Annotated in this window: 15 protein-coding genes, 1 pseudogene and 1 riboswitch; of the genes and pseudogenes, 2 read left to right on the forward strand and 14 right to left on the reverse strand. The window is 72.3% G+C overall.

Annotated features, from left to right (window positions below; all coding sequences use genetic code 11):
- Window positions 1–122: 122 nt before the first annotated feature.
- Together ABT014_RS04800 and ABT014_RS04805 are read right to left on the reverse strand one after the other, a co-directional pair.
- A pseudogene (locus ABT014_RS04800) lies at window positions 123–812 on the reverse strand (transglycosylase family protein); the annotation flags it as partial.
- A gap of 1 nt (window position 813) precedes the next feature.
- A riboswitch (cyclic di-AMP (ydaO/yuaA leader) is annotated at window positions 814–1,008 on the reverse strand.
- A 223-nt stretch (window positions 1,009–1,231) separates the two neighbouring features.
- On the reverse strand, window positions 1,232–2,479 hold the full coding sequence (locus ABT014_RS04805; RefSeq protein ID WP_350637136.1) for a cytochrome P450 family protein: 1,248 nt from the start codon (window positions 2,477–2,479) through the stop codon (window positions 1,232–1,234).
- A gap of 160 nt (window positions 2,480–2,639) precedes the next feature.
- Here ABT014_RS04805 and ABT014_RS04810 point away from each other — a divergent pair, with 160 nt between their 5' ends.
- Entirely contained in the window at window positions 2,640–3,080 is a 441-nt protein-coding gene (locus ABT014_RS04810) for an SDR family NAD(P)-dependent oxidoreductase (protein WP_350637138.1), read from the forward strand.
- Here ABT014_RS04810 and ABT014_RS04815 read toward each other — a convergent pair.
- The 9 genes from ABT014_RS04815 to ABT014_RS04855 form a co-directional block, all read right to left on the reverse strand.
- Window positions 3,001–4,539: a purine-cytosine permease family protein gene (locus tag ABT014_RS04815; RefSeq protein ID WP_350637140.1), complete on the reverse strand. Its 1,539-nt coding sequence runs from the start codon at window positions 4,537–4,539 to the stop codon at window positions 3,001–3,003. The two genes, ABT014_RS04810 and ABT014_RS04815, sit on opposite strands and share 80 nt — an antisense overlap.
- The gene (locus tag ABT014_RS04820) at window positions 4,536–4,832 is read right to left on the reverse strand and encodes a Rieske (2Fe-2S) protein (protein ID WP_350637142.1); all 297 of its coding nucleotides are present in this window, start codon (window positions 4,830–4,832) and stop codon (window positions 4,536–4,538) included. The genes ABT014_RS04815 and ABT014_RS04820 overlap by 4 nt, the downstream gene beginning before the upstream one ends.
- The gene (locus tag ABT014_RS04825) at window positions 4,829–5,692 is read right to left on the reverse strand and encodes an iron-containing redox enzyme family protein (RefSeq protein WP_350637144.1); all 864 of its coding nucleotides are present in this window, start codon (window positions 5,690–5,692) and stop codon (window positions 4,829–4,831) included. Before ABT014_RS04825 ends, ABT014_RS04820 begins: the two co-directional genes overlap by 4 nt.
- Window positions 5,689–6,474, reverse strand: coding sequence for a dihydrodipicolinate synthase family protein (locus ABT014_RS04830; RefSeq protein ID WP_350637146.1), 786 nt, complete (start codon window positions 6,472–6,474; stop codon window positions 5,689–5,691). The genes ABT014_RS04825 and ABT014_RS04830 overlap by 4 nt, the downstream gene beginning before the upstream one ends.
- A complete protein-coding gene (locus ABT014_RS04835; RefSeq protein ID WP_350637148.1) occupies window positions 6,471–6,977 on the reverse strand; it encodes a DUF6190 family protein in 507 nt (168 codons plus the stop codon). The genes ABT014_RS04830 and ABT014_RS04835 overlap by 4 nt, the downstream gene beginning before the upstream one ends.
- Window positions 6,964–8,145 carry an aminotransferase class I/II-fold pyridoxal phosphate-dependent enzyme gene (locus ABT014_RS04840; protein WP_350637150.1) on the reverse strand — a complete coding sequence of 394 codons (1,182 nt, stop codon included), beginning with the start codon at window positions 8,143–8,145 and terminating at the stop codon, window positions 6,964–6,966. The genes ABT014_RS04835 and ABT014_RS04840 overlap by 14 nt, the downstream gene beginning before the upstream one ends.
- A 252-nt stretch (window positions 8,146–8,397) precedes the next feature.
- A complete protein-coding gene (locus ABT014_RS04845; protein ID WP_350637152.1) occupies window positions 8,398–9,090 on the reverse strand; it encodes a DsbA family oxidoreductase in 693 nt (230 codons plus the stop codon).
- Window positions 9,091–9,206: 116 nt separating this feature from the next.
- A complete protein-coding gene (locus ABT014_RS04850) occupies window positions 9,207–10,013 on the reverse strand; it encodes an MBL fold metallo-hydrolase (RefSeq protein ID WP_350637154.1) in 807 nt (268 codons plus the stop codon).
- A gap of 59 nt (window positions 10,014–10,072) precedes the next feature.
- Window positions 10,073–11,020 carry a DMT family transporter gene (locus ABT014_RS04855; protein ID WP_350637156.1) on the reverse strand — a complete coding sequence of 316 codons (948 nt, stop codon included), beginning with the start codon at window positions 11,018–11,020 and terminating at the stop codon, window positions 10,073–10,075.
- A 145-nt stretch (window positions 11,021–11,165) separates the two neighbouring features.
- Here ABT014_RS04855 and ABT014_RS04860 point away from each other — a divergent pair, with 145 nt between their 5' ends.
- Window positions 11,166–11,762: a TetR/AcrR family transcriptional regulator gene (locus ABT014_RS04860; RefSeq protein WP_350637158.1), complete on the forward strand. Its 597-nt coding sequence runs from the start codon at window positions 11,166–11,168 to the stop codon at window positions 11,760–11,762.
- A 117-nt stretch (window positions 11,763–11,879) separates the two neighbouring features.
- On the opposite strand, the gene ABT014_RS04865 is transcribed toward ABT014_RS04860, so the two are convergent.
- The 3 genes from ABT014_RS04865 to mfd all read right to left on the reverse strand — a co-directional run bounded on the left by ABT014_RS04865 (window position 11,880) and on the right by mfd (window position 17,399).
- A complete protein-coding gene (locus ABT014_RS04865; RefSeq protein ID WP_350637160.1) occupies window positions 11,880–12,872 on the reverse strand; it encodes a nucleoside triphosphate pyrophosphohydrolase in 993 nt (330 codons plus the stop codon).
- 52 nt (window positions 12,873–12,924) lie between these two features.
- Window positions 12,925–13,560: a SurA N-terminal domain-containing protein gene (locus tag ABT014_RS04870; RefSeq protein WP_350637162.1), complete on the reverse strand. Its 636-nt coding sequence runs from the start codon at window positions 13,558–13,560 to the stop codon at window positions 12,925–12,927.
- 194 nt (window positions 13,561–13,754) lie between these two features.
- Entirely contained in the window at window positions 13,755–17,399 is a 3,645-nt protein-coding gene (mfd, locus tag ABT014_RS04875; RefSeq protein WP_350637164.1) for a transcription-repair coupling factor, read from the reverse strand.
- Window positions 17,400–17,604: the final 205 nt, after the last annotated feature.

The following is a 17,604-nucleotide window of genomic DNA, read 5'->3' on the forward strand; positions in this document are numbered from 1 at the left end:
CTCGGCTCCGTCTCACCGTGTGACCCGGCTACTCGCCGGTAGTTCACCTGAATGCCCGCAAACCAGGCCGGTCCCGGGGGCGGCCGCCGGACCGGCCCGGCGCGCGGGCCGCCGGATCAGCCGAGGTGGAGCACCTGGCCCGGCTCGATCAGGTCCGGGTCGGTGCCGACCACCGAGCGGTTGGCCTGGTAGAGCCGCTCCCACCCGCCCTCGACGCGCTGCGCCTCGGCGATCGCCGACAGGGTGTCCCCCGGCGAGACGGTGTACGAGCCCTCGCCCGACGGCGCGGCGGCCGGCTCGGGGGCGGCCTGCGCCTCGGCGTCGCGCGGTCCGCGCGAGCCGTTCGCGCTGTTCCCGCCGTTCGAGCCGTTCGCGCCGGAGCGGCCCGGCGCCTCGTCCCGACCGGGACCGTCGGCGTCCACCCGGGCCGGTGAACCGCCCTTGGCGAGGCCGGCTCTGAGCGAGCAGACCGGCCAGGCGCCCGGGCCCTGTGCGGCCAGCACCCGCTCGGCGACGGTGATCTGCTGCGCCTTGGTGGCCTGGTGGGCCTGGCCCGCGTACTGGGTGCCGCCGAAGGAGCGCCAGGTGCTGGGGGTGAACTGCAGGCCGCCGTAGAAGCCGTTCCCGGTGTTGATGCCCCAGTTCCCGCCGCTCTCGCACTGGGCGACCTTCTCCCAGGTGGAGACGGGCGCGGCGGCGGCGACGCCGGCGGTGAGCAGCGGCAGCGCCAGCCCGGCGCCGGCGACGCCGGCGACGATGGCCTGCTCGGCCCGGGTCCAGCGGCGGTGACAGACCGTACCGGTGAAGAGCATGTGGTTCCCTCTCCGAACGCCTGCGAGGTGAGCTGTCGGGTTCGGACCGGGAGGTGGCCCGGCCGCTCGGCGGGTCACAGGGAGGACCTGTGCCCGCCGGCGGCTTCACCCCGAGCCGTCGGGGACGGCAACAAACCTGGGTCCCCCGCCCCTGTCCTTGGTCTGGTCGGTTTCCCGGGCACGGCGGACAGGATTCGGCGTACCGGGTCCGGGGCCCACGGCTGCGGGCTGCACGGAGGTTAGGCAGATCTGTCGGTCAATCACAAGCTCATATCGTGGGTATCACGAGGAAATTACGAACATCGCCAGATCGTTCACCAACCGTCTAGGTATGTCCAGGTTGATGACGTTTCGGACGGCGGCGCGACACGCACGTTCGACACGCCGTCAGAACGGGCCCCGGGCGTCCGGGCGGGTGATCAGGGACGCGGGGTGAAGGCCACCGGCAGTTCGCGCAGACCCCGCATGATCAGACCGCCGCGCCAGCGCAGCTCGGCCGGGTCCGCGGCGAGCGAGAGGTCCGGCAGCCGGGTGAGCAGGGTGGCGATCGCGAGCTGCCCCTCCAGCCGGGCCAGCGGGGCGCCGATGCAGTAGTGGATGCCGTGGCCGAAGCCGAGGTGCGGGTTGTCCCGGCGGGCGAGGTCGAGGGTGTTCTCGGCGGCGAACCGGGCCGGGTCGCGGTCGGCCGCGGCCAGCACCACCAGCACCGGGTCGCCCACCGGGATGTCCACCCCGCCGATGGTCAGCGGCCGGGTGGCGAAGCGCCAGGTGGCCAGCTCCACCGGCCCGTCGTAGCGCAGCAGCTCCTCCACCGCGGTGGCCAGCAGGGCGCGCTCGCCGCGGTGGACCGACTCCTGGAGCAGGGCCCGCTGCTCGGGGTGGCCGAGCAGCGCGTACAGGCCGTTGCCGATCAGGTTGACGGTGGTCTCGAAGCCGGCGAAGAGCAGGATGAAGGCCATCGCGGCGGCCTCGTTCTCGGTCAGGTGCTCGCCGTGGTCGCTGGCCCGGATCAGCCCGGAGATCAGGTCGTCGCCGAGGTCGGCGCGCTTGCGGTGGATCAGCTCCAGCAGGTACGTGCGCATCTTCTTGACCGCCCGGGCCACCCCGCCGCGCGGGCCGCCGCCGTGCCGGATCATCATGCCGGCCCAGTCCCGGAAGTCGTCCTGGTCCTCGGCGGGCACGCCGAGCAGGTCGCAGATCGCGTAGATGGGGAGCGGGAAGGCGAACTCGTGGATCAGGTCGGCCGAGCCGCGGGCCGCGAAGCCGTCGATCAGCCGGTCGGTGAGCTGCTGCACCCTGGGCTCGAACTCGGCGACCCGGCGCGGGGTGAAGGCCTTGGAGACCAGCCGGCGCAGCCGGGTGTGGTCCGGCGGGTCGATGTTGAGCAGGTGGGTCATCAGGTCGGCCTGGCGCTCCCCCGGGATGCCGACCCGGCCGCTGCGGTGCGCCTGCTCGCTGTGGTGCGCCGGGTTCTTGGAGAGCCGGCCGTCGGCCAGCGCCTGCCGGGCGTCGGCGTACCGGGTGACCAGCCAGGCGTCCACCCCGCTGGGGAGCGTGGTGCGGTGCACGGGGGCGTGCTCGCGCAGCCAGGCGTACGCGGGGTAGGGATCGGCGGCGAACTCCCACGTGAAGAGCTGCGGCTGGGTGGACTCGACGGATTCCGGCATGTCATGACCGTAACCTTTGCCTGCGCGGGCGTGAGTCTGGTCACCTGAGGGGTAATCCCTGTTGCGGAGGGTCGCTGCGTGCCTACGATCCTCCGACAATCATCGGTGGGCGGCTGTGCGGTGCGGTCCACGGGGTTTCGCTCTGAAGGAGGAGCAGGCCATGCGAGTAGCCGGGGCAGTGGTGGTCATCGCGGTGCTGGGCGGGGGATCGGGGTCCGACCTGGCCCGCCGGTTCAGCGCCGCGGGCGCGGCCGGACTCCTGATCGCGGATCTCCACCCGGGGGTGGCCGAGGACCTGGCCACCGAGCTGGACCGGCCGGGCTGCCCGGTGGTCGGGGTGAGCGCGGACGTCCGCCAGCCCAGCGACGTGGCCGCGCTGGTGGAGACCGCCCGCAAGCACATCGGTCCGATCGACCTGTTCGCGGTGGCCGGGCCGGGCGGCGAGCGGATCGTCGCGCTCGCCGACCTGCCCGACCACCTCGACCCGCTGGCCGAGCTGCTCGCGCTGGTCGGCGAGGCGATCAGCGAGGTCGTACCGGCCCAGCGCCGGGCGCCGGCTCCACTGACCTCGGGGCCGGCACTGGCGGGTCCGCCGGCCTGAGCCCGGCGGGGAGGGCGCCCGGCGCACCGTCCGTGCGGCGCTGCTCCGGCCGGAGCAGGCACAGCAGGGTGTAGACGAGCGCCGCCGCCCCGAAGGAGACCGGCAGGCTGAGGTCCACGCCCGCGGTCAGTTCGGCCAGCGGGCCGACGTACAGCGGGTTGTTGACCCACAGCACGCCGAGCACGGCCCCGACCAGGAAGGCCGCCACCGCCCGGGGGTTGAGCCCCCGGGTGTACCAGTACCGGCCGGCCGGCGCGTCGGCCGGCGCGAGCTCCGCCGGGTGGTACCGGCCCCGGTGCAGCAGGTACCCGGCGATCAGCACGGCGGCCCACGGCGCGACCGCGGTGAGCACCAGCGAGACGAACGCGGACATCGAGTCCATCGCGTCGTACACCACCGCGCCGAGGTAGAGCGCCAGGATCGAGGGCACCGCGACCACGAGCGTCGCGGTGGCCCGCGAGGTGCGCCAGAACAGCGAGTTGACGGACAGCCCGGCCGCGTACAGGCACAGGCCGCCCTGCGGGAGGGTGCCCACCAGGCCGAACACCACGATCACCGGGACGCTCCAGCCCGGCACGGCGTCGGTCAGGCCCTGCAGCCACAGCGGGTCGGTGGCGAAGAAGGTCGTCACGAACGCGCCGACCAGCAGCGCCACCGCGCAGGTGAGGAACATGCTGCCGCCGGCCCACAGCAGCACCGGGCGGTCGCCGCGGCGCCCGCTCATGTAGCGGCTGTAGTCGCCCTGGAAGGTGGCGTACGAGAGCGGCGCCGCCGCCGAGGCGGTCGCGGCCAGCAGCCAGGTGGTGCCCTGACTGCCGAGCGCCAGCTGCCCGCCCTGGTAGCCGGGGTCGAACCCGGGTGCCAGGACCACCACCAGGAAGAGCAGCATCAGGCCGCCGAGGACCGCGGTGGCCTTGTAGGTGCGGACCAGGGCGTTGTGCCCGAGCACCGCGACCAGGACCACCGCCACCGCCGCGGCGGGCATCGCCAGGGCGAGCGGACCGCGGCCGACCGGGGTGCCGATCAGCTGGTGCGCCGCCACCATGACGGCGGTGCCGCCGGTCCAGACCGAGATGGCGAAGAAGCCGATCGCCACCACGATGGTGATCAGGTTGCCGAGCGTCCGGCCCCGGACGCCGAAGTGCGCGCCGCTGGCCATCGGGTCGTTCAGGCCGGTGCGCAGGCCGAAGCGCACCAGCGGCAGGAGCATCAGGGTGCCCACCGCGACCCCGGCCAGGATCGCGGTGCAGGCGGCCCACCAGCCCAGGCCGTAGCTGACCGGCAGCGCGCCGAGCACGACGGTGCCGAAGCAGAACTGGGCGGAGGACCAGATCCAGCCGAACTCGCCCGGCGTGGAGGTCCGTTCGGACTCGGGTATGGGGTCGATGCCGTGCTGCTCGACCTGGGGGCCGCGGGTGGCGGCCCCCAGGTCGGACAGTTCACGGCGGTCCGCCGTCACCGCGGCCCGTCGGCCAGGGCGGCGGCCTCGCGGCTGCCGTCCGAGCCGTCCGCGACCACGGCGACCACGCGGAGCGGGTCGCAGGCCGGCCCGGCGGTGCGCCGGCCCGAGTCGAGGTCGAAGGTCGAGCTGTGCAGCGGGCAGCGGATCCGCAGGCTCTGCTCGTCCACGTACCCGAACAGCAGCCGGCCCTTGCGGTGCGGGCAGGCCGCCTGGACCAGCACCCGGCGGCCGGACAGCTCCACCAGGACCAGTTCCTCGGTCACCTGCCGGATCCGGGTGGGGGCGCTCATGCCGCCGCCCCCGACCTGGCCCGGGCGAGCGCGATCGCCGCCTCGTTGGCCTCGCCGACCACGGCACTGGTCAGCGTGACGCCCGCCCAGACCTTGGAGAGGTCCGCCCCGAGCTCCTCGTCGTAGGCGCGGATCGCGGAGCGCATCTGGCGGCTGTGGTACTGGTCGATGTAGAGGTGCTCGGTGAAGTACTGGTGGTGCTGGATGCCGAGCCGCTTGGCCGCCTGGGCGAAGCCCTGGAAGCCGTACAGCACGCTGGCCTCGAAGTAGGCGTAGGCGCCGAGGAAGTACTCCGGCGACTCGGCCCGCGCGGCCAGCCAGTGGAACAGGTTGACGTAGGCGAGGTTGGCGGCCCCGGTGTCGTCCACGTAATCGTCCAGTTCCAGCGACATCCCGAGCTCGGTGAGCAGGTCCCGGTAGAGCTGGGAGTGGGCCTGGTCCTCGTTGCCGCAGCCGAGCTCGTCGATCAGCACCCGGAAGACGGCCATCCCCGAGCGGTAGGGCAGCCTGGGCACCACCGGCAGCAGCGGCTGGGACTCGATCAGGCCGTCGACCGCGAACTGCGCGACCACCGTCCTGAACTCCTCCATGGTGGCGGACAGCGCCAGGTAGTCCTGGCTCGGCGGGACGTCGGCCTGCTCGCTCGCGTGCAGCGCGCCGAGCGCCTTGACGAGTTCCGCCAGGGAGCCGAACCCGGGGGCCGCCGCCGCGTGTTCGGCGGCCAGCCGGCCGAGCCAGGCATCCTCGGTGGCCCGCATCCAGCCGTACTCCTCGGCGTTCGGCAGGCGGCGGTTGAGCCGGAACAGCCGGCGCTGGTCCTCGACGAGACCCTGCGCCCCGGTCTCCAGGGTGGCGGTCACCGCTCGGCCACCACGTCCGGGAAGGCGATGACCTCGCGGCGGTGCAGCTCCTGCTTGACGTAGCGGTACCAGTCGTCGCGGAAGATGCCGTACCGCTCGCAGGCCTCGTCCACCTTCTTCTGCACGTCCGGCGCGGGGTCGACCAGGACGGCGTTGCACAGCGCCGGGTCCAGGTTGGCCAGCGGGCCGATCATGCCGGCGATGCCGGGGACGTCGGAGAGCAGGTTCTCCCAGCCCTCGAAGACCGGGATGTCCAGCGCCTGCGCGGCCTGCCGGGTGTACTCGGCGGAGCCGCTGGACTCCTTGATCCCGACGATGCCCGGGAGCTCGCAGATCCGCAGCAGGGTGTCCAGCTCGATCTTGTTCCCGGAGACCGCCTCCTCGTTGTAGAGGAAGAGCGGGATCGGCACCGCCTCGCGGATCCGGCGGTAGTGCTGGTAGATCTCCTCCTGGGAGATGTCCGAGCGGAACGGGGTGGTCACCACCGCGGTGGCCGCGCCCAGGTCGAGGGCGACCCGGGCCCGCTCGACGACCGCCTCGGTGTCCGGCAGGTGGATGCCGGCGAGCACCGGCAGACCGTCCGCGTGCGCGACCGCGTACGCGACCATGTCCCGCCACTGAGTCTCGGTCAGCTTCCAGCCCTCGCCGGAGCTCAGCGCCGGCATCAGGCCGGTGACCTCGCCGCGGATCGTGGAGATCAGCCGGGCCACGCTCGCCTCGTGCACCCGCCCGTCGGCGTCCACCGGGGTGACCAGCGGAGCGATGGTGCCGGAGTACGTCATGACTTCTCCTCGGGTCCGGAGTGCGGCACGCGCAGGGCGAGCGAGTCCTGGTAGAGCGGCTCCAGCAGGCCGGGGAAGACGGGCTCCCGGTCCGGCAGCGGCAGTATCGTGACCGGCAGCCCGGGGCGGCCGAGCAGGTCCGGGTCGGCGGTGACCAGCGTGCCGCCGCGGTTGACCACCTGGCCGAGCAGCAGCCGCCGGGTCAGCGGCAGGCCGGCCAGGTCCTCGCCGGCGGCTGCCGCGAGGTCGCCCTCGGAGTAGCCGATCCGGTCGATCCGCATGTCGGTGTGGAGGTTGTCCATGAACGGGTAGTAGGCGTCCTGGACCTGACGGGAGTACTGCCAGACCAGGTTGTCGCACCAGCCGACCTGCTCCAGGTTGAGCACCACCCGGTCGCCCAGCCGGCGGACGAAGAACTCCTTGAAGCTCCGCCGCACGCTCTCGTCGCTGCTGTGCATCGCCATGAAGGCGGTGCCGTCGATGAAGGTCTCAGCTCTGCTCATGACGCTTCAGCACCTCACGCAGCCGCTCCATCGCCGAGGCGAACACCTTGGGTTCCCGGGCCAGTGCGAGACGGATGTAGCGCTCGCCGCGGCTGGGCTCGTTCCAGTAGAAGAAGGTGCCCGGCAGCACGTACACCTCGGAGTCGAACAGCTCGGCCTGCAGGGCCGAGGCGGTGAGGTGCTCGGGCTTGATCCGGAACCAGGCGACGCTGGTGTTGACCACCGGCGTCTGGTACTCCAGCACCGCGCCGTCCAGCGCCCACTCGGCGGCCCGGCGGTTCTGGGTGATGATCTCGCGGACCGACTCGAAGCCGTCCTCGATGGAGTCCTCGATGTACTGGGTCACCATGTTGAGGACGAACGGCGACACGTTCAGCAGGACACTGGTGTGCAGGTTGTAGACGTCCTCGTGGATGTTGCGGCTGGCGGTGATCATGGCGCACTTGGCGTCCTGGATCGGCCAGGTCTTGCCGGTGTCCTCGATCACCATGTAGGTGACGCCGGACTCCTCGAGCAGCTGGTAGACGTCCACCCGCCCGATCTCCGGGTCGCACAGGGCGAACGAGGCGAAGCAGAAGTCGATCATCAACAGCTTGTCGTGGTCGACGCAGTAGCGGATGACCTCGCGGAAGCCGTCCAGCCCCTGCGCGAGCAGGGTGAAGCCGGTCGGGTTGTTCGGGTCGACCAGGTAGATCGCGTCCGTCTCGACGTTGGCGACCAGACCGTCGTAGATGTCGGCGGTCCTCGCCAGCGTCTGCTCGGGCAGCGGCTTCAACGGCACCTGCATGTTGCGCAGCAGGTCGGTGAGGTTGTCGAAGCAGGGCTCGATGAGCGAGACGGTCATGTCCCGCCGCTTGAGGTACATCGCGGCGACCATGGTCGCCACACTGGCCGAGTAGGAGAGCAGCGTCCGGCCCATGGCGCGCGCGGTGGGCTGGCGGTGCAGGCGGAAGAAGGCGTCGATGAACTGCGCCTCGAAGTAGGCCTGCTGGTTCTGCTCCGACTCGTACCAGAGCTCCGGCAGCCGGCCCACGATCTTGTCCTGGCTGGCCGACTGGCGCTGGTGGGTGTGCGCATCAGCCAGGTTGAACCTGGTCTTGAGTGCTTCGATCTCGTGCTGGGTCAGGTCCACGAAGGAGCTGACGTCGGAGGTGCTCGTATTCGACATAGCAATATCCCCCTTGCTGCTGATCGAAATGCGGATGATGAAGATTCGATCACCTGATCGGCCTTCGAATCTTCGACATCACCCTAGAGGAGGTCCGGCTCGCCCGTGGTAACAGAACGATAACTTTGAATTTACATTCAGCCGCCGAGATTGGTTCGTGATGATCGGAAAAAGGCAGCACGAATAGGCACCCCGAGGCGCTCGGGATGCCTATTCTTCGGCCGCTATGGAAATACGGTCGGGCCGGTGCCGTCAGGCGGTGGCGGCGCGCTGGAGCAGCTCGTCGAACGCCTTCGGGTCATCGCTCTCGATGACCGGCCAGCCGATGCCGTAGCCGCCCTCCCAGCGCACCTTGATGCCCGGGTTGGCGTGGTCCGTGCCGTCCGGCAGGAACAGGTGCGGGCTGCAGTTCACCTGGTCGCTGCGGGCCGCCGCGGCCTGCGCGGACAGCTCGCTGCGGGCCCGGCCGTCGTCCAGCGCGGCCTCCAGCTCGGCCACGTCGACCACCTCGGCGGCCTTGGCGGCCTCCAGGATCACCTTGCGGTTGCTGATGCAGCGCGACTCGGCCCAGAACGCCCGGCGCAGCGCCAGGTCCAGCTGCTCGGCGGCGCGGAAGCTCTGCGCCTTGGCGGCCTGCACCGCCTCCAGCGCCGGCAGCGTGGTGGACGGGTACAGCCAGTCCTTGGCCTGCCAGAGCTGCCAGCCGGCCGCCGGCTCCAGGCTGGCGTTGCGGGCCACCTCGCTGTCGGTGCCCGGCCGCGGGCTGGGCGCGTTGTTGAGCAGCTCCAGCGGGAAGGCCCGGTGGTCGAACCAGACCTTCCCGTCCAGGCCGAGCCGGGTGCGGGCGCTGTGCATGCGGTGCACGGCGATGTGCGCGAACGAACACCAGATGTCGGAGAAGACCGTGATGACGCCGGGCGGCGGGGTCAGGTCGGCTTCGGTCATGGGGTGGCTCCTGTCGGATGGTGCGGGTGCGACGTGCGGTACGGATGTGTTCGTGGGTGGGGCAGTGGCCTGCGGGGCCGGCCGGGACGCGCCGGGCAGGCGGTGCGGGCCGGGGCTCATGACCGCAGGGAGGACTCGGCCTCGTGCGCGACCAGCGCCGCGTCGAGGTCCAGGTCCGCGTCGGCCAGCCAGGCGGGGAGCGAGGGGATCTCGGACATCGCCGCGAACAGGTCGTCGACCCGCCCCTCGACGGTGGGCCCGTGGGCGCTCAGCAGCCGGGCCGGACGCAGCCCGGCGATCTTCGCCAGTCCGCGCCGGAACTTCTCCTCGCCGGCCATCGCCGTCCACGGGGCGATGGCCCGGTTGAGTATCGAGAATCCGGAGAAGAACTCGTCCTCGGGTATTTCGGAGAGGTGCTGGGCGGGCTCGGCGACCACCGTGCCGAAACTGTCCGAGCTGTACAGCGTGCCGTCCGAGTGGTCGAACAGCGCGACCGTTCCGGGGGAATCGTAGGTCGGTGGACGATGGAAGCTGATCGTCCGGTCGGGGAGTTTCCAGGTACCCCCGGGATTGACCGTCACGACCCGCTCGCCGGGGATGTGGAATTCCTCGCCCAGCCGGGTCAGCGATATCGGGTTGGTGATCAGCCGGGCCTGCGGCGCGGCCTCGAGGATCGCCGGGAGGCTGCCGGTGTGGTCGCGGTCGTCATGGGTGACCACCACCCAGCGCAGGTCGGCCGGGTCGATCAGCGACCAGAGCGCCTCCTGGAAGGCGGCCCGGTCCACCGGCATGCCGGTGTCGACCAGGAACGGCTCGGCGCCGCGGACCAGGAAGGCGTTGACCGCCTGCAGGCCGAGCCCCGGGATCGGCAGGTCCGACGGGATCACCTGGATGTCGGGGCCGGCCTGGTAACTGTCTCTCATGGGATGGACCTCCGAGCTGGACGTCGACGGGACGGGCCGTCAGGACAACACCGGGCGGTTCAGGACAGCTGGATCGCGAGCGAGCCGCCGATCAGGCAGACCAGGCCGATCATCCGGGTGGAGTTGAGCGCCCGCTTCGGCAGCCGGAACAGGCCGTTGTGGTCGATCACCGCGGAGGTGAGCTGCTGCCCGGTGACGGTCAGCGCGACCGTCACGGCGGCGCCGATGCTCGGGATGAGCATGAAGGTGCCGGTCACGTAGGCGGCCGCGCAGGCCCCACCGAGCCAGCCCCACCAGGGCATCTTCTTCAGCGGGGCGACCTTGGGGGCCGGCGTGCGGTTGGTGAAGCGCAGCGCCAGCAGGACCACCGCGATGGTCACGGTGGCGACCGTGAAGCTGATCGCGGCGACGGTGATCGGCGCGTTCAGGTCGGCCCGCAGCTTGGCGTTGATGGCGCCCTGGATCGGGAGCACCCCGCCGGCCACGATGCCGAGCGCCAGCCAGCCCACCCGGGCGCCGCCGCCGAGCTGCGCGGCGCCGGGCGCCGCCGCGGCGGAGGCCTTCAGCTGCCCCCGGACGATCACGACGATGCCGGCCAGCACGGCGATCGCGCCGAGCACGATGCCGAGCCCGACGGGCTTCTTCTCCAGCCCGAACAGGCCGAGCAGGTCGATGCCGAGCGAGGCGAACATCTGGCCGGTGACGAAGAGTCCGACGCTGACCAGCGCTCCCAGGCGTGGGAACAGCAGGATGCCGCTGGTGATGTAGAGCGGGCTTGCCAGGCCGCCGAGCAGATGCCAGGTGTCGACATCCGAGAGCTTGCCCAACGCGCCCAGGGTGCCGAAGACGGCGGCGATGATGATCAGGATGCCGGTGGCGACGCTGAGCTGGACGGTGGAGGCCCCGTACGGGGTGCCGACCGCGGAGTTCAGCTGCAGGTTCACCGACGCCTGGACGGCCAACAGGCAACCGACCAGCAGGGCCACGGCGAGCAGCGCGCTGTGCATGTCCTCGTCCTCTCGAAGGTAAGCGGACAGTGTGTCCATTTAGAGTACACGCGAATGCGCTAAGTGGACAGACGCCTCAGTTTCTCGGGAGTCGGGTAGTAAGCTCGAAGACATGCACAGCGGGCAGCACCGACGCGATCTGGCCATGACAACAGGCCTGCCGGTCCCTTCCCCGGCGCAGGCGAAGCCCCGTGAACGGGCCGATGCCGCACGCAACCGCGCCCAGATCCTGGCCGCCGCCGAGGAGTTGTTCGCCACCAGAGACCCGGCGACCATCACCATGGACCAGCTGGCCAAGGCGGCCGGCGTCGGCCGCGCCACGCTCTACCGGCGCTTCCCCGACCCGGCCGCGGTCGCGGTCGCCCTGCTGGACGAGCACGAGTACCGCCTGCAGGAGCAGCTGCTCAGCGGTCCGCCGCCGCTCGGCCCGGGGGCGCCTCCCGGGGAACGGCTCGCGGCGTTCTACGTGGCCGCGATCGACCTGCTGGAGCGTCACCTCCCGCTGGCCCTGGGCGCCGAGACCGGCCCGGCCCGGTTCACCTCCGGCGCGTACGGCTTCTGGCGGGTGCACATCCGCACCTTGCTGGTGGACGCCGACGTGCCGGACCCGGACGCCCACATCGACCTGCTGCTGGCGCCGCTGGCGCCGGAGCTCTACGACTTCCAGCGCAACCGGATGGGCCTGAGCAGCGACCGGATCATCGCCTGCGTGGCCGGGATGGCCCGCCGCTTCATGCGGTAGGCCGGCGGCCGGGCAGCTCGCCGGACCGGCGGTCGGGCGGCACGCAGCGGAGGCGCGGGCAGCACGCAGAAGGGGCGCGGGGGCCCCTGCCCCCCGCGCCCCGGCCGACCCTCGGGATCAGGCGGACAGACCCTCCGCGGCACGGACCTCCGCGCGGTAGCGGCGGGCGGCGGCGCGCAGCGCGGCGTCCACGTCCACGTCCGCGTCGTAGCCGCGCTGGGCGACGGCCAGCAGCAGCGCCCCGGCCGACTCGGCGGTCAGCTCGGCGGGCAGCTCCCAGGGCTGGTCCGGCACCCCGGTGAAGCCGGCCCGGCGCACCCGGGAGACCAGCTTGGCCGCGTAGGCGAGCGCCGGCAGGCCGGCCGGCACGCCGTCCAGCACCGACTCGCGCTGCTTCTCGGCGGCCTTCAGCTGCTCCCAGTTGGCCTCCACCTGGGCGGACCCGGTGGCGTCGACGTCACCGAACACGTGCGGGTGCCGGTACACCAGCTTGTCCACGATGTCCCCCGCGACGTCGTCGATGGAGAACGGGTCCTGCGGGTCCTCCTCGGCGATCCGGGAGTGGAAGAAGACCTGGAGCAGCACGTCGCCGAGCTCCTCGCGGAGCGTGGCGCGGTCCCCCTCCTCGATCGCCTCGACCAGCTCGAAGGCCTCCTCCACCAGGTACTTCACCAGGCTGGCGTGGGTCTGCTCGGCGTCCCACGGGCAGCCGCCGGGCGAGCGCAGCCGGTCCATCACCGAGGCCAGGTCGAGCAGCCGCGCCCCCGGCAGGTCGTAGGAGCCGGGCAGCAGCTCGATCTCGGGCACCGCCCCGGCCTCCTCCACCGCGATCCGGGCCAGCGCGTCGGTCAGCCCGGGATCCCCGTCGGGGCTGCCCAGCCACACCACCGGGGCGGCCTCGACCAGCTGCCGGGCCAGCGCCGGCGCGGTGCCGGGGGCGACCAGCTCCACCTCCACCCCGGCCTGCCGCAGCGCGGGCAGCTGGGGGTGGGCCGGGTCGGCGGCCAGCACCCGGGCGGCGCCGCGCAGCGCCTCCCAGGCGGGCCAGGAGAGCAGGCCGGGGGCCACCCGGTGGGTGGTGGTGAGCAGGGTCAGCTTCGGAGTGTCCACAGCACCGAACCTACCGGGCCCGCGCGGCCGGCCGCGCCCGCCGCCGGGCGGCTCAGTACAGCGTGCTGTTCTGCGGCAGCCAGTCCTCGGTGGCGTCGGTCAGGCCGATCTGCTCCGGGTCCCAGTGGCCGTAGCGGGGGTTGACCTCGATCCGCAGCGCCGTGCCCGCCGTCACCAGGGCCTTGCGGATCGCCTCGTCACCGCCGGCCGAGCGCGGGTCCTGGCCGGCCGCCGACGCCAGCTTCTGCAAGCCCAGCTGCTGCCGGTAGAAGTCGTCGATGCCGACCGCCGGGACCCCCTGCTTGGCCAGCAGCTCGCCCTCCAACTGGGAGGTGCCGCCGAGCAGTTGGGCGTCGGCCGCCCGGGCCTGGGCGACCTCGGTCTCGCTGACCGAGGCCCCGCGGTCGGCCAGCGCCTTGGCGAGCACCCGGTCCAGCACCAGTTCGGCGACCGTCCGGCGGGCCAGGCCCGCGCGCTCGGCGCGCGGCGCGCCGGGCTGCTCGGCGGTGGCGTCCCGGACCGCGGTGATCTTCGCCTCCACGGTGGCGACGGTGATCCGCTCGTCGCCCACCACCGCTGCGGCGCCCTGGTGGGCCGGGGCGTTCGCGCAGGCGGTCAGCAGCGCGGCGAGGCAGATCCCGGCTGCCGTCCGGAAGGATCGGCGGGCGGCGGAGCGGGTGCGGATCACGTGCGGCCTCCAGTGGTCTGGCTGTGGCTGGTGCGGTCCCCGGTGGTTCTCCTGACAGGGACGAACAATAGGGAGCACCGCCGCGCGGTGCCAGACCTTGCTCCGAACGGGCGACCCCGCACGGACGCCGAGCGGCCCCGGGCCGTCAGGTCCGGGGCCGCTGCGACGGGGATCGTGCCGAGCGGGGCGCTGCGCTACTTCCGGGCTCCCGCCAGGTCGTCGAACATCGTGCCGAGGAACTCCGTGGACCAGGCCAGCAGCTCCCGGCCGATCAGCGGCTTGCCGCCGATCCGCCCGCCGCTGCTCGGCCGGGGCACCAGCAGCTGTGCCGCGGCCGCCTTGATCTGGGTGCGCGGGTAGAGCCGGTTCAGCCGCAGCTGCTGCGACTCCCGCAGCTCCACCGGGCCGAACCGGACGAAGTTGCCCTGCAGCGTGATGTCGCCGACCCCGCACCGCCGGGCGTACAGCCGCAGCGCCGCCACCAGCAGCAGGTTCTCCACCTGCTCGGGCAGCTTGCCGTAGCGGTCGGTCAGCTCGTCGCGGACCTGGACGATGTCCTCCTCCGAGTTGACCGCCGCGATCGAGCGGTAGGCCTGCAGCCGCAGCCGCTCGCCGGGGGCGTAGTCGTGCGGCACGTGGGCGTCCACCGGCAGCTCGATCTTCACCTCCAGCGGCTCCTCCTCCGGCGCGGCGCCGCCGCTCGCCAGCGAGTCGCGGAACTCCGCCACCGCCTCGCCGACCATCCGCATGTAGAGGTCGAAGCCGACCCCCGCGATGTGGCCGGACTGCTCGCCGCCGAGCAGGTTGCCGGCGCCGCGGATCTCCAGGTCCTTCATCGCCACGTACATGCCCGCGCCCATCTCGGTGTGCTGGGCGATGGTGGCGAGCCGCTCGTGCGCCGTCTCGGTCAGCGGCTTCTCCGGCGGGTACAGCATGTAGGCGTAGCCGCGCTCGCGGCCACGGCCGACCCGGCCGCGCAGCTGGTGCAGCTGGGAGAGGCCGAAGGTGTCACCGCGCTCCACGATCAGGGTGTTGGCGTTGGAGATGTCGATCCCGGACTCCACGATCGTGGTGGAGACCAGCACGTCGAACTCCTTCTCCCAGAAGTCGACCACCACCTTCTCCAGCTGGGTCTCCCCCATCTGCCCGTGCGCGGTGGCCACCCGGGCCTCGGGCACCAGTTCCTTCAGCCGGGCGGCCGCCTTGTCGATCGACTCCACCCGGTTGTGGATGTAGAACACCTGGCCCTCGCGCAGCAGTTCACGCCGGATCGCGGCCGAGATCTGCTTCTCGTCGTACGGGCCGACGAAGGTCAGCACCGGGTGCCGCTCCTCCGGCGGGGTGGTGATGGTGGACATCTCCCGGATGCCGGTGACCGCCATCTCCAGGGTGCGCGGGATCGGGGTCGCCGACATGGTCAGCACGTCGACGTTGGCCCGCAGCTTCTTCAGCTGCTCCTTGTGCTCGACGCCGAACCGCTGCTCCTCGTCGACGATGACCAGGCCGAGGTCCTTGAACCGGGTCTCCGAGGAGAACAGCCGGTGGGTGCCGATCACCACGTCCACCGAGCCCTCGAACAGGCCCTCCAGCACGGCCTTGGCCTCGCTGTCGGTCTGGAACCGGGACAGCGCCTTCACCACCACCGGGAAGTTGGCGTACCGCTCGGCGAAGGTCGAGAAGTGCTGCTGCACCAGCAGCGTGGTCGGCACCAGCACGGCGACCTGCTTGCCGTCCTGGACCGCCTTGAAGGCCGCGCGGACCGCGATCTCGGTCTTGCCGTAGCCGACGTCGCCGCAGATCAGCCGGTCCATCGGGACCGACTTCTCCATGTCCGCCTTCACCTCGGCGATGGTGGTCAACTGGTCCGGCGTCTCCGCGTACGGGAAGGCGTCCTCCAGCTCGCGCTGCCAGGGCGTGTCCGGGCCGAAGGTGTGGCCGGGGGCCGCCATCCGGGCCGAGTACAGCTTGATCAGGTCGGCGGCGATCTCCTTGACCGCCTTCTTGGCCCGCTGCTTGGTCTTGGCCCAGTCCGCGCCGCCCAGCCGGTGCAGGGTCGGGGCCTCGCCGCCGACGTACTTGGTGACCTGGTCCAGCTGGTCGGTCGGCACGAACAGCCGGTCGCCGGGGTGGCCGCGCTTGGCGGGGGCGTACTCCAGCACCAGGTACTCGCGGGTGGCGCCCTGGACGGTGCGCTGCACCATCTCCACGTACCGGCCCACGCCGTGCGCCTCGTGCACCACGTAGTCACCGGCCGCGAGCGCCAGCGGGTCGATCGCGTTGCGGCGGCGCGAGGGCATCCGCCGCATGTCCTTGGTGGAGGAGCGCTGGCCGGACAGGTCGGTCTCGGTGACCACGGTCAGCTTGAGCGTCTCGTCCACGAAACCGTGCTCGATCGAGCCGCAGGTCACGTGGACCACGTCCCGGGTCGGCGCCTGGTCCAGGTCGGCGACCAGCCGGGCCGCGATGCCCTCGTTGCCGAGCACCTCGGCCAGCCGGGCGGCCGGGCCGTGGCCCTCGGTCACCATGACCACCCGCCAGTCGGCGGCCAGCCGCTCCTTGGCGTCGGCGATCGCCCGCGCGGTGTCGCCGCGGTACGCCTCGACGGCGTGCATCCCCAGGGTGAGCGTGCCCGGGTCGAACTCCAGGATCTCGTTCACCTCGGCGTCGCTGGTGGCGAACGGGCTGACCGACCACCAGGGCAGCCCGATCGCGGCCGCGTGCTCGCGCACGTCCGCCAGCGACCACAGCGAGGCGGCCGAGACGTCGATCTGCTCGATGTCGATCGGCCGGTCCGCGCCGGCCGCCGCCGCCACCCAGGAGGCCTGCAGGAACTCCAGGCTGGTCGCCACCAGGTCGGCGGCCCTGGTGCGGACCCGCTCCGGGTCGCACACCACCGCGACCGAACCCTGCGGGAGCACGTCCAGCAGCAGCTCCATGTCGTCCACCAGGACCGGCGCCAGCGACTCCATGCCCTCGACCGCGATCCCCTGGGCGATCTTGTCCAGGATCTCGGCCAGCTCCGGGTGGTCCTGGGAGAGCGCGGCGGCCCGGGCCCTGACCTCCTCGGTCAGCAGCAGCTCGCGGCAGGGCGGCGCCCACAGCCCGTGCTCGGCGATCTCCAGCGAGCGCTGGTCCGCCACCTTGAAGTAGCGGATCTCCTCGATGTCGTCGCCCCAGAACTCCACCCGCAGCGGGTGCTCCTCGGTCGGCGGGAAGACGTCCAGGATGCCGCCGCGGACGGCGAACTCGCCCCGCTTCTCGACCAGTTCGACCCGGGCGTAGGCGGCCGCCGCGAGCTTGCGGGCGACCTGGTCCAGGTCGTGCTGCTCGCCGCGGCGCAGCGCCACCGGCTCCAGCTCGGCCAGCCCCTTGACCTGCGGCTGGAGCACCGAGCGGACCGGGGCGACCACCACCTGCACCGGGCCCGCGGCCGGATCGGCCCCCTCGTCCGCGCGGGAGGCGCCCGGCAGCTGCGGGTGGACGATCCGGCGCAGCACCGCGAGGCGCCGCCCGACCGTGTCGGAGCGCGGCGACAGCCGCTCGTGCGGCAGCGTCTCCCAGGCCGGGAACTCGGCCACCGCGTCTGGCGGCAGCAGCGAGCGCAGGCTGGCCGCCAGGTCCTCGGCCTCCCGGCCGGTGGCGGTCACGGCCAGCACCGGACGGCCGCGCTCCCCGGCCGCCCCGGCCAGCGAGCGGGCCAGCGCGGCGATCGCGAACGGCCGGGCGGCGGGCGGGCCGACCAGGTCGAGGTGGTGCCGGCGGCCGGTGGCCGCGGCTTCGATCGCCTCGGCGAGGGCGGCGTCCCGTACGACGACATCGAGCAGTCCGGACAGGCTCATGAAGTCTCTTCTTCGCTCCGTGGCTGGAATGCCCCGAGGCCGGAGACCCCGGCCGGGCAACGCGAACAGCCCGGCACGCGATGCGCCCCGGGGGTGTCCAGCCTACGCCGGAGCACTCCGCCGCACCCCGCGCACCGGTCCCGGGCGAGGTCGGGTGGGTGGGCCACCAGAGATCATGAAGTCGACATACTCCTGTCACTACCCG

Source organism: Kitasatospora sp. NPDC094015 (assembly GCF_040304075.1).
GTDB lineage: Bacteria > Actinomycetota > Actinomycetes > Streptomycetales > Streptomycetaceae > Kitasatospora.

Coding starts and splice junctions, on each gene's coding strand:
- ABT014_RS04805 (WP_350637136.1), bottom strand. CDS start 2,479: ATGCCGGAATCCGTCGAGTCCACCCAGCCGCAGCTCTTCACGTGGGAG.
- ABT014_RS04810 (WP_350637138.1), top strand. CDS start 2,640: ATGCGAGTAGCCGGGGCAGTGGTGGTCATCGCGGTGCTGGGCGGGGGA.
- ABT014_RS04820 (WP_350637142.1), bottom strand. CDS start 4,832: ATGAGCGCCCCCACCCGGATCCGGCAGGTGACCGAGGAACTGGTCCTG.
- ABT014_RS04830 (WP_350637146.1), bottom strand. CDS start 6,474: ATGACGTACTCCGGCACCATCGCTCCGCTGGTCACCCCGGTGGACGCC.
- ABT014_RS04835 (WP_350637148.1), bottom strand. CDS start 6,977: ATGAGCAGAGCTGAGACCTTCATCGACGGCACCGCCTTCATGGCGATG.
- ABT014_RS04840 (WP_350637150.1), bottom strand. CDS start 8,145: ATGTCGAATACGAGCACCTCCGACGTCAGCTCCTTCGTGGACCTGACC.
- ABT014_RS04845 (WP_350637152.1), bottom strand. CDS start 9,090: ATGACCGAAGCCGACCTGACCCCGCCGCCCGGCGTCATCACGGTCTTC.
- ABT014_RS04850 (WP_350637154.1), bottom strand. CDS start 10,013: ATGAGAGACAGTTACCAGGCCGGCCCCGACATCCAGGTGATCCCGTCG.
- ABT014_RS04855 (WP_350637156.1), bottom strand. CDS start 11,020: ATGCACAGCGCGCTGCTCGCCGTGGCCCTGCTGGTCGGTTGCCTGTTG.
- ABT014_RS04860 (WP_350637158.1), top strand. CDS start 11,166: ATGACAACAGGCCTGCCGGTCCCTTCCCCGGCGCAGGCGAAGCCCCGT.
- mfd (WP_350637164.1), bottom strand. CDS start 17,399: ATGAGCCTGTCCGGACTGCTCGATGTCGTCGTACGGGACGCCGCCCTC.